The sequence below is a fragment of the Streptomyces sp. NPDC050121 genome, assembly GCF_044460385.1.
GTDB classification, from domain to species: Bacteria; Actinomycetota; Actinomycetes; order Streptomycetales; family Streptomycetaceae; genus Streptomyces; species Streptomyces soliscabiei.
Map to the genome: position 1 here is coordinate 89,304 of NZ_JBITJV010000038.1, position 10,789 is coordinate 100,092.

10 protein-coding genes are annotated in these 10,789 nt (G+C 71.3%); 7 read left to right on the forward strand and 3 right to left on the reverse strand.

What is annotated here, in order from left to right; translation table 11 throughout:
- Positions 1–4: 4 nt before the first annotated feature.
- From ACIBTS_RS39160 to ACIBTS_RS39175, 4 genes are all read left to right on the forward strand, one after another.
- The gene (locus ACIBTS_RS39160; RefSeq protein WP_319676912.1) at positions 5–574 is read left to right on the forward strand and encodes a DUF5134 domain-containing protein; all 570 of its coding nucleotides are present in this window, start codon (positions 5–7) and stop codon (positions 572–574) included.
- A 117-nt stretch (positions 575–691) separates the two neighbouring features.
- A complete protein-coding gene (locus tag ACIBTS_RS39165) occupies positions 692–1,627 on the forward strand; it encodes a M56 family metallopeptidase (RefSeq protein ID WP_399325415.1) in 936 nt (311 codons plus the stop codon).
- 130 nt (positions 1,628–1,757) lie between these two features.
- A complete protein-coding gene (locus ACIBTS_RS39170) occupies positions 1,758–2,513 on the forward strand; it encodes a phosphatase PAP2 family protein (protein WP_399325416.1) in 756 nt (251 codons plus the stop codon).
- 151 nt (positions 2,514–2,664) lie between these two features.
- Positions 2,665–3,339 (forward strand): TetR/AcrR family transcriptional regulator, encoded by a 675-nt coding sequence (locus tag ACIBTS_RS39175; RefSeq protein WP_399325417.1) that lies wholly within the window; start codon positions 2,665–2,667, stop codon positions 3,337–3,339.
- On the opposite strand, the gene ACIBTS_RS39180 is transcribed toward ACIBTS_RS39175, so the two are convergent.
- Entirely contained in the window at positions 3,327–4,820 is a 1,494-nt protein-coding gene (locus ACIBTS_RS39180; protein WP_399325418.1) for an LVIVD repeat-containing protein, read from the reverse strand. The two genes, ACIBTS_RS39175 and ACIBTS_RS39180, sit on opposite strands and share 13 nt — an antisense overlap.
- 142 nt (positions 4,821–4,962) lie before the next feature.
- Between ACIBTS_RS39180 and ACIBTS_RS39185 the strand changes: the two genes are divergently transcribed.
- Positions 4,963–5,661 (forward strand): DUF305 domain-containing protein, encoded by a 699-nt coding sequence (locus tag ACIBTS_RS39185; protein WP_399325419.1) that lies wholly within the window; start codon positions 4,963–4,965, stop codon positions 5,659–5,661.
- Between the two features lie 15 nt (positions 5,662–5,676).
- Here ACIBTS_RS39185 and ACIBTS_RS39190 read toward each other — a convergent pair whose 3' ends face one another.
- On the reverse strand, positions 5,677–6,189 hold the full coding sequence (locus ACIBTS_RS39190; RefSeq protein ID WP_399325420.1) for a DUF6214 family protein: 513 nt from the start codon (positions 6,187–6,189) through the stop codon (positions 5,677–5,679).
- Between the two features lie 201 nt (positions 6,190–6,390).
- Between ACIBTS_RS39190 and ACIBTS_RS39195 the strand changes: the two genes are divergently transcribed.
- Together ACIBTS_RS39195 and ACIBTS_RS39200 are read left to right on the forward strand one after the other, a co-directional pair.
- On the forward strand, positions 6,391–7,764 hold the full coding sequence (locus tag ACIBTS_RS39195) for an FAD-dependent oxidoreductase (RefSeq protein WP_399325421.1): 1,374 nt from the start codon (positions 6,391–6,393) through the stop codon (positions 7,762–7,764).
- Positions 7,765–7,846: 82 nt separating this feature from the next.
- A complete protein-coding gene (locus ACIBTS_RS39200) occupies positions 7,847–9,223 on the forward strand; it encodes a nucleobase:cation symporter-2 family protein (RefSeq protein WP_399325422.1) in 1,377 nt (458 codons plus the stop codon).
- 50 nt (positions 9,224–9,273) lie between these two features.
- On the opposite strand, the gene ACIBTS_RS39205 is transcribed toward ACIBTS_RS39200, so the two are convergent.
- Positions 9,274–10,575: a PHB depolymerase family esterase gene (locus ACIBTS_RS39205; protein ID WP_399325423.1), complete on the reverse strand. Its 1,302-nt coding sequence runs from the start codon at positions 10,573–10,575 to the stop codon at positions 9,274–9,276.
- Positions 10,576–10,789: the final 214 nt, after the last annotated feature.

The window sequence follows — 10,789 nt, forward strand, 5'->3', positions numbered from 1 at the left end:
GCGCGTGCACGGACCGGCTTCGCCCGGCTGGCTGCTGGTCGCGCTGTGTGCGGCGACCGGGGCCTACTGTCTGCTGCGGATGCGCAGCGCCGTCGAGGAACAGCGCAGGGCCGCGGGCGGCGAGGCGCTGATGGGCTTCGGGATGGCCGCGATGGCCGTGCCCCCGGCCGTGTTCACCCCACCGGCGTGGGCCTGGCCGGCGTATACGGCGGTGTTCGGCGCGGCGGCACTGCGGACCCTGTGGGCCCTGCGGGCGGCCCGTACGAACCCGCACCACCTGCACCACCTGGTGGGGACCGGGGCGATGGTCTACATGGCGGCCGCGATGGCCGCCTCGCCCTCGTCCTCGCCGGCGCACGCACACGGGCACGCGCACGGCGGCTCGGGGATCCCGCTGCTGACGGGCGCGCTGCTGCTGTACTTCACCGGGTACGTCCTGCTCTCCGGAGTCCGACTGCTGCCCGTGCCCGGGGCGGGCGGAGCCGCCCTCGCGTGGGGCGACCGGCCCGAGGTGGCGCGCGCCTGCCGGCTGGCGATGGGCGTCGGGATGCTCGCCATGCTGCTGACGATGTGATCCCCCGCCCCAACCGCCGGACGGGCGGCGGCAGTCCGTGTGTCCGGGCGTGGTCTGCGTCACTTCGCCGTGACAAGTCGTACCCCTGAGCAGCACGCCGCTCATAGGGTGCTGTCCATGATGGTCCCCGCGGTCCTGCTGCTGCTCGGCGCCCTGACCGCCGTCGTCGGCCCCCGGCTGATCGCCCGGGCCGACTGGCCGGACCACGAACCGGTGGTGGCCCTGTGGGCGTGGCAGTGCGTGGTGGCGGCGGTCCTGCTGTGCTGCGCGCTGTCGATGACGCTCAGCGCGGCGGCGGCCTGGCACGCGGTGCGCGGCCAGGTCTTCGCACCGGCCCCTTCGCCGGTCGTGGAGGCGTACGCACTGGGTGCGGCCGGTCCCTGGGCGGCGGCGACCGCGGTGACGCTCGCGTGCGGCGGGCTGTGGAGCGGGGCGATGCTGGTGCGGGAGGTGCTGCGCAGTCGGGCCCGAGCCCGGTCCCGGCGCGCTGAACTCCGGCTGCGTGCCCCGCTGTTGCCGGGCGAGGAGTTCGCCAGGGGGCGGCTGCTCGTACTGGAGGGCGAGCGTCCCGACGCCTGGTGGCTGACCGGCGCGGAACCCCGACTGGTCATCACGACAGCCGCGTTGCGGCGATTGAAGGGCCGCCGGCTCGATGCGGTGCTCGCGCACGAACAGGGGCACGCCCAGGCGCGGCACGACTGGTTGCTGCACTGCTCGACGGCGCTGGCCACCGGGTTCCCGCAGGTGCCGGTGTTCGCCGCGTTCCGCGACGAGATGCACCGGCTGGTCGAGTTGTCCGCCGACGACATGGCCTCCCGCCGCTTCGGGCGACTGACGACCGCGCTGGCGCTGGTGGAACTCAACGAGGACCGGGGCGTGTTCGGCCCCTCCCCCACCCCGCAGGCCCATCTCCCGCAGCGCGTGCACCGGTTGCTCACCCCGCCCGACCGCCTCACCGCCGCCCGAAGACTCCGCCTGACGGCAGCGGCCTCCCTGGTACCGGTGATCCCCGTGCTGGTGACCCTGGTCCCAGGCCTGCGGGCACTGGGCTGACCGCCCACTGCCCGGGAAACCGTCGCTCCACGGCTGGAATCAGCCCCCCGAAGGCCGGAACCAGCGCCCCTGTGGCCAGGGCGAGCCCCCGGGTTCGCCTCTCGCCCCCCGGTTCGGCGAGGATCGACCCATGCCCAACCCGTCCGTCGACTCCCCGCCCCGTCCCCGGCTCCGCCCCGGCGCCCTGCGCCCGGCCCTCCGCAGCGCCCTGGTCCTTGGTGTGTGCTCCGGTCTGCTCCTCGTCCTGGTCGCAGTCCAGTGGCATCCGCTGATCTCCGTCGACGGCGACATCTCCCGCACCGCCCACCGCTGGGCCGTCGCCGCCCCCGACGTCACCCAGGCCTGCCGCATCCTCACGGACTGGGTCTGGGACCCCCTGACCATGCGTCTGCTCGGCGCGGCGGTCGCCGTATGGCTGGTGTGGCGGCACGCGGCCTGGTGGACGGCCGGGTGGCTGGTCGTCACGTCGGTGCTGGGCACGCTGATCCAGCAGGGCCTCAAGGCCGGGGTCGGCCGGGCCCGTCCGGTGTGGCCCGACCCCGTCGACTCCGCGCACTACGCCGCGTATCCCTCCGGGCATGCGCTCACCGCGACCGTGGTGTTCGGCCTCCTGCTGTGGCTGCTGCACCGGCACGGCGTCGGGCCCGTCATATGGCGTACGGCGCTGGCGGTGGCGGTGGTCTCCGTGGTGGGCGTGGGGCTGACCCGGATCTGGCTGGGCGTGCACTGGCCGTCGGACGTCCTGGGCGGCTGGCTGCTGGGGGCGCTACTGGTGACGCTGGCGATCGCGGCACAGCAACGGCAGCGGGGGGGCGGTCGTGACCGGAGCGGGGTGAGGTGTGGCGAGCTGTCGCGGGACGCCGGCTCGCCATCCCGCAAGCAGTAGCCTCAGGCCACTTTCAGAGGAAAAGCGCGCCCACTCTGGACGATCCCCCGCGTCGCCCAGAGCAGGCGGCAACCCGGCGCGCTCCATCGGGAGTGGACCGGGAGGCCCTGAGTATAGTTGGCTGCCAGCCAGTCAACGCAGGAGTTACAGGATGTCCCCGCGCAGCGCCTCGGTCAATGAAGAATTGCGGCGGCGTTCCCGGGAGCGGCTCCTGCAGGCGGCGGTGGAGCTGGTGAGCGAGCGCGGGTACGAGGCGACGACCCTCGCCGACATCGCGGACCGGGCCGGCTCCGCGCGCGGTCTGGTGTCGTACTACTTCCCCGGCAAGCGGCAGTTGGTGCAGTCGGCCGTGCACCGGCTGATGCACTGCACACTGCTGGAGGCGCTGGAGCGTGAGCCGCGCGCCGAGGACGGCCGGGAGCGGATGGCGCGGGCCATCGACGCGATCCTGGGCCTGACCCGGGACCGTACGGTGCTGATGCGCCAGCACATGGCGGGGCTGCTGCAGGCCGAGGGGTTCGTGCAGTGCCCGGAGCAGCAACGGCTGGCCGAGCTGCTGCGGGACACCGCTGTCCGGCACGGGGCGCAGGACGTCGACCACGACTACCCGATGCTGCGCTCCCAGCTGATGGGAGCCGTCTACGCGATGGTGCTGCCCAATGTGCCCCTGCCGCTCGCGGCCCTGCGCGCCGAGCTGTTCGCGCGCTACCGGCTCGACTGGGAGCAGGGGGTCCCGCCGGACGCCGAGGCGCCCGGCGGGAGATGTGACACCGATCTGTCGCGGTTCTTCGCGACGGACCCGGCTGCCGGGGATCAGTCGAAGTAGTCCGGCTGCGTCTGGACGTTGAGCTCGCGCAGGTGGACCCGCTTCGCCGGATCCGTGCGACGGTCGTCGAGCTTCAGCACGTCGAAGCCCTTGGCGATGTCGTTGGAGTAGATGTAGCCGTTGTAGTAGTACGCCGACCACGCGCCGCCGGTCTGCAGGGTCGTGGTGCTCAGCGGGCCGCGCTCGAAGTAGGCGATCTCCTTCGGATTCGCCGAGTCGGTGAAGTCCCAGACGGAGACGCCGCCCTGGTACCAGGCCTGGACCATGAGGTCCTTGCCCTTGACCGGGATCAGCGAGCCGTTGTGGGCGACGCAGTTCTCGGTGTCCGCCTGGTGGCGCGGGATCTTGTAGTAGCCGCGGAAGACGAGCTTGCGCTTGTCGCCCTTGCCGACGATGTCGTAGATGCCGTCGGCGCCGCGGTTCGGGCCGGTCGCCTCGTTGCAGGTGGCCGCACCACCGCCGCCGAGCTCGTCGGTGAACACGACCTTGTTCGCCTTCTGGTTGAAGGTCGCCGAGTGCCAGAACGCGAAGTTGACGTTGTCCTGGACCTGGTCGATGACCTTCGGGTGCTCCGGGTCCTTGATCGAGAACAGGATGCCGTCACCCATGCAGGCGCCGGCCGCCAGGTCCTTCTCCGGCAGTACGGTGATGTCGTGGCAGCCGGTGGTCTTGGAGACGCCGGGGTTCGTGGGGGCGCCGGGGTTGCCGCCGCCGTCCGGGCCCTCGCCCGGGAACAGCACGGGGAAGCTCACGACCGCCGCCTCCTCGGGCGCCTTGCGCGGCACCTTGATGACCGAGATGCCGTCGTGCGGAGGCTGGCAGTCGGGGTAGGCGGCGTTCGGCGAGTACGAGGAGACGTAGATGTAGACGTTCTTGCGCTCGGGCACCAGGGTGTGCGTGTGCGAGCCGCAGGCGGTCTCCACGGCGGCGACGTACTTCGGGTTCGCCTTGTCGCTGATGTCGAAGACCTTCATGCCCTCCCAGGAGGACTTCTCGGTCACCGGCTGTGTGGTGCTGTTGCAACTGCTGTCGCTGCGCGAGGAGTCGGTCGACAGGAAGAGCAGGTTGCCGGAGACGGAGATGTCGTTCTGCGAGCCGGGGCAGAGCACCTGGGCCACGGTCTTCGGGGACTTCGGGTTGCTGATGTCGAAGATGCGGAAGCCGTCGTAGTTGCCGGAGAAGGCGTACTTGCCCTGGAAGGCCAAGTCCGAGTTGGTGCCCGGCAGGGCGTCCTTGGGGATGTTCGTCAGATGCTCGATGTTGGCGGAGTGGACGATCTCGTCCTGCCCGGGTATCTCGCCCGCCGCGATCGCCTCGGCCCGGACGCCCTGGGACACCTCGCGCTGCACGGCCGGACCGTCCCCCGGGTCGGGGGTCGCGGCCGCCGGCACCGCGGTCAGAAGCGCTGCCAGAAGTCCGCCGCACGCGGCTGCGACTCCCAGCCGTCTGCGGCGTGTTCGGGGATCGTTCAACAGGGTCACTGCATCCTCCCTCGTCGCCGTTCGCACAGGAACGGTTCACGGTGCTCCGAAGTATCGTCTTCATCATGCACATATCAACGGTTGGCAACGCACTCGTAATGAATCTTTCTGGTCAGCAATGCGGCCGGTGAAGCGACCAGTGATGCGAAGATCCCTACGAGGACGGGTCCCCGTCCCAACTCGCCTGCCCCAGGAGGTCGTTGTGCTCGTTCGCCGCGTGCCCCTCGTCACAGCCTCGCTGCTGCTCGCACTCGCCCTCACGGGCTGCGACTCCGGGAAGGACACCAAGTCGAGTGCGGCAAGAGGGCCTTCGGTGATCGCGCCGGGCAAGCCGGGCGAGGCGAACCGGACCCTCTCCGCCCAGGACGCGGCCGAGCAGCGCGTCGACGACGACACGCCCAACTCGGCCGACGTGGCCTACGCGCAGAAGATGATCGAGCACCACGCACAGGCACTGGAGATGACCGAACTCGCCCCGGGACAGGCCCAGTCGACCACCGTCAAGGGGCTCGCGGCGCGGATCGGAGCCGCACAGGGGCCGGAGATCGAGGCCATGAAGGCCTGGCTCACGACATATGGCAAGGAAACGGCGAGCAGCGGTCACCAGCACACGGCGATGCCCGGGATGGCCACCGAGGCACAGTTGGCCAATTTGCGTGCGGCGCGCGGCAAGGCGTTCGACGCGCTCTTCCTCACGCTGATGATCACCCACCACGAGGGCGCCCTCGCCATGGCCACGGAGGTCAAGACGCAGGGCAACAACGTGCGGATCGAGGAGATGGCGGACGACGTGATGGCCCAGCAGACGAGTGAGATCACACGGATGCGCGCCATGCAGTGAAGCCGACCACCTTACTCAGCGTCGAGCGTGGCGTGGCGTCAGGTATCCGGCGTCCCGCGCCTGTGAGATCAGCCTCAGGGACCGGCGTCGGCTGTGCCCGGTCGCGCACATGACCGCGAGGACGGGATCCACGCCCTCGTCCTGCGCGGCGCGGTACTCCTGCGCCACCAGCCGCCGCCCCTCGGCGCCGCGCGGCCAGGCCGGGCGGGCGCGGCGGACGGCCGGGGGCTCGTCGGCGTACGCCGCGACACCGGCATCCACGGCGCGCTCCGTGACGTCCGCGCCCTCCGTCTCGGGGACAGTGCCGCCGCAGTTCTCGAACAGCGGGCCCTCGATCCACTCCGCGAGCACCGTCAGATCGACGAGGGACAGGGCCGGCTGGGCCCGGATGTCCTCGATGGAGACGCGGCCCTCGGAGACGACGGCCAGCAGCTCGACGTGCGCCCCGTCGGCGAACGCCAGCCGGACATGGAACCAGGAAGTGGCGTCCCCACCCTCCCGGACCTCCCACGCGGGCCACACGGACACCGCGCCGTCCTCGGCGGAACGATCAGAAAGATTAAGAAACGATGCTTCTAGCACACACGGAACGTAACCTCATGATCACTTTCCATACGAACGAACACGCGCGCGTCGCAACCGCACAGCACCCTGTCAGCGGAGCGACCATGGTGCGATGCTGGAGTCACCAGCGATCTCCTCCGACCCAAGGGGTAAGGAGTTCCGCCCGTGCTGCGTGTCGCCGTCGTCGGCTCCGGGCCGAGTGGGGTCTACACCGCCCAGAGTCTGGTTCAGCAGGACCCCGAGGTGCTCGTCGACGTCCTGGACCGGCTGCCGTGCCCGTACGGGCTCGTGCGGTACGGCGTCGCCCCGGACCACGAGAAGATCAAGTCGCTCCAGCAGAACCTGCGCGCGGTGCTGGAGCACGAGCGGGTGCGCTTCCTCGGCGGGGTCCGGGTCGGCGCGGGCGGGGTGCCCGTGGCCCGGCTGCGCCGGCTCTACCACGCGGTCGTGTACTGCGTGGGCGCCGCGACGGACCGCCGCCTCGGCATCCCCGGCGAGGAGCTGCCGGGCAGCTGGTCGGCCACGGAGTTCGTGTCCTGGTACAGCGCGCATCCGGACGCCGCCGTCGGCCGGTTTCTGCAGGACGTTCACTCGGCCGTCGTAGTCGGCGTGGGGAATGTCGCGGTGGACGTCACCCGGATCCTGGCCCGGGGCGCGGCCGAGCTGAGCCCCACCGACATGCCGCAGGCGGCGCTGAACGCGCTGGCGGCCGGCACGGTGACCGAGATCCACATGGTGGGCCGGCGCGGCCCCTCCCAGGCCCGCTTCACCACCAAGGAGCTGCGCGAGCTGGGCGGACTGCCGGACACCGAGGTGGTCGTGGACGAGGCGGAACTGGCGCTGGACCCGGCCTACGGCGATCCGTCCGCACTACCGGCGGCGCAGCGGCGCAACGTGGAGGTGCTGCGCGGCTGGGCGTCGGCGCCGGCCCGCGACGCCCGGCGACGGATCCGGCTCCGGTTCTTCCTCCGGCCCGTCGAACTGCGCGCCGACGGGGGCCGGGTGGGTGCGGTGCACTTCGAGCGAACCGTCCCGGACGGCCACGGCGGAGTGACAGGCACCGGCAGGTACGAGGACGTCGAGGCGCAGTTGGTGCTGCGGTCGGTGGGGTATCGCGGGGTGCCGCTGGAGGGGCTGCCGTTCGACCCGGAGCGGGGCACGGTGCCGCAGCTCGCCGGGCGGGTGCTGCGCGAGGGCGCGGTCACGCCGGGCGAGTACGTGGCAGGCTGGATCAAGCGGGGCCCGACCGGCGTCATCGGCACCAACCGGCCGTGCGCGAAGGAGACGGCGACGTCCCTGCTGGAGGACGCCCCCGACCTCGTGCGGCGGGAGCTGCCCGGCGATCCGCTCGCGGAGTTGCGAGCCGCCGGGGCCGAGCCCGTCGAGTGGGCCGGATGGCTGGCGATCGAGCGGGCCGAGGCGGAGCTGGGCGCCTCACTGGGACGGAACGTGGTGAAACTGCCGGACTGGGCGTCGCTGCGGGCCGCGGCGAACCCGACGGGGATCGGTGTACAGGACACACAGCCGCAACGTCCGTGAAATCAACAAACTGTTCAAGACTCGTACGGTCTCGTGCAGTGCGGATGCCGCCGCCCCCTTCCCCCGCCGCTCTGGAGTGCCCATGGCCACGACCGCGCCCGTTCATCCCGTCGACGAGGTGCCGCCCGTACGCCAGTTGGCCGCGTTCGGCCTTCAGCATGTGCTCGCGATGTACGCGGGCGCGGTCGCCGTGCCCCTGATCGTGGGCGGTGCGATGAAGCTGTCGCCCGCCGACCTGGCGTATCTGATCACCGCCGATCTACTGGTGTGCGGCATCGCCACGCTCATCCAGTGTGTCGGCTTCTGGCGCTTCGGCGTCCGGCTGCCGATCATGCAGGGCTGTACGTTCGCGGCGGTGTCGCCGATGGTGCTGATCGGGACGACGGGCGGCGGGCTGCCCGCGATCTACGGCTCGGTGATCGTGGCGGGACTCGCGATCGTGCTGCTGGCACCCGTGTTCGGCAGGCTGTTGCGCTACTTCCCACCGCTGGTCACGGGCACGGTGATCCTGGTCATCGGTGTCTCGCTGCTGCCGGTCGCGGGCAACTGGGCGGCCGGCGGCGTCGGTTCGGCGGACTTCGGGGAGCCGAAGAACATCGGGCTCGCCGCGTTCGTGCTCGTGGTGGTGCTGGGCGTGCAGCGGTTCGCGCCGGTGTTCCTCAGTCGGATCGCGGTGCTGATCGGCATCGTGGTGGGGCTCGCCGTCGCGGTGCCGTTCGGGTTCACGGACTTCGACGGGGTCGGGGACGCCGACTGGGTCGGGATCAGCACGCCGTTCCACTTCGGCGCGCCCACGTTCGAGGCGTCGGCGGTCATCTCGATGCTCGTCGTGGCGCTGGTGACGATGACCGAGACGACCGGCGACCTCATCGCGGTCGGTGAGCTGACGGGCCGTGAGGTCGAGCCGCGCGGCCTCTCCGACGGCCTGCGCGCCGACGGCCTGTCGACCGTCCTCGGCGGTGTCTTCAACACGTTCCCGTACACGGCGTACGCGCAGAACGTCGGGCTGGTGGGCATGACCCGGGTGCGCAGCCGCTGGGTCGTCGCCGCCGCGGGCGGCATCCTCGTCCTGCTGGGGCTGCTGCCCAAGCTCGGCGCGGTGGTGGCGGCCGTGCCGGCGCCGGTGCTGGGCGGCGCCGGGCTCGTGATGTTCGGGACCGTGGCCGCGAGCGGTCTGCGCACGCTGGCCGGGGTCGACTTCAAGGACAACCACAACCTCACAGTGGTGGCCGTGTCGGTCGCGATGGGCATGCTGCCGGTCGGCGTGCCCACGATCTACGCGAAGTTCCCCGACTGGTTCCAGACAGTGATGAACAGCGGCATCAGCGCAGGCTGCGTGACGGCGATCGCGCTCAACCTGCTCTTCAACCACCTTCCCTCGCCGGCCGGTTCGGCGCCCAAGCCGGTCCCCCTCTCCCCCGCCGGCGGGGAACAGCCCGCCGGGCAAGAGGCTGTCTGAGGTGGCCCGCTGGGCAGCCGGGCACGCCGGCCGCCCATGGACGCGGGGTCTCAACTCTTCGTGCAGGCAGCTCCGTTGAGCGTGAAGGAGCCGGGGGCGGCGCTGTCGCCCGTGTGGTTCGCCTGGTAGCCGATGGTGACGCTCGCGCCCGGCGCGAGCGTGGCGTCGTACGTCGCGTTCGTCGCCGTCACCGCTCCGGAGGCAGGAGCGTATGTGGCGCCCCAGCCGTTGGTGATGGTCTGGCCGGTGGGCAGGGTGAAGCCGAGCTGCCAGCCGTTGACGGTGGCGGCGCCCGTGTTGGTGAGGGTCACCGAGGCGGTCAGACCGGTGCTCCAGGCGTTGGTCGTCGCACTCACCCTGCAACTGCCGGGCTCGGGTTGCGGCGCGGGACCCGAGGCGTCCAGGCCGAAGAAGGTCAGCACGCGGGCGGCCATGCCCCAGGCGTACAGGTTGTGGCCGACGCCCTGGAGACTGATGGCCTCCACCGGGGCCTGGTCACCCGTGCCACCGTACCGGGTGCGGGTCCAGCCCGAGGCGGGCGTGTCGGTGGCGGACGGGGTCTGGCTCACACCCCGCACATTGGTCCACTGCTTGATCGCCTCGCCGAAGTTGGGGTAGCGCAGCACGTCGTCCTCGGTGCCGTGCCAAAGCTGCACGCGCGGCCGGGTCCCGGTGTAGCCGGGGTAGGCGCCGCGGGCGAGGTCGCCCCACTCCTGTGCGGTGTGGATCACGGTGCCGCCGGAGCAGGCGCTGTTCCACTCGGATCCGTCGGTGGTGGCGAAGCAGCCGAACGGGACCCCGGAGAAGGCGGCTCCTGCGGCGAACACGTCGGGATAGTCGCCGAGCAGGACGTTGGTCATCATCGCCCCGGAGGAGATGCCGGTGACGTAGACGCGTCCGGTGTCGGCCGCGTAGGTGGCGCTCACCCAGTCGATCATCGACTTGATGCCGACGGGGTCGCTGCCACCGCCGCGCTTGAGCGCCTGGGGGGAGGAGACGTCGAAGCACTTGCTGCTGCGGGTGACGGACGGGTAGACGATCACGAACCCGTACTGGTCGGCGAGTTGGGCGTACTCGGTGCCGGAGTACATCGCGGGCCCGGAACCGCCGCACCAGTGGACGGCGACGAGAACGGCCGGGTGCGCGGTGACGGTGGCGGGTGCGTACACGTACATCTGGAGGTTGCTGGGGTTGGCTCCGAAGCCGGTGACCTCGGTGAGGGTGGCTGCGGGGACCGGCGCGGCGGCCTGGGCGCGGGCGGTGGCCGCGGGTGCGGTCAGCAGCGCGGCGGCGAGCAGGAGCAGCAGTGCGCCGAACAGCGAACGCAGCGCTCTCCCGGGGGAGTTGGACACGTGCTTGCCCCTTTCTGATAGCGGCTCGGGGGACGTCGTACGTGTGGTGCGGGCGAGGAAGGGCGGGTACGGGCGGAGTCCGTATGGATCAACACGCCCTAGGGCGTGTTTCGAAAGTGGCGTCGTCCGCCCGGAGGGCGGGGCCCGCGGCGTCTGGTGCGGTGCATCGCAAGGCGGAGGGTCGTCCGCGTACTGGGCGTACGCGGACGATCCC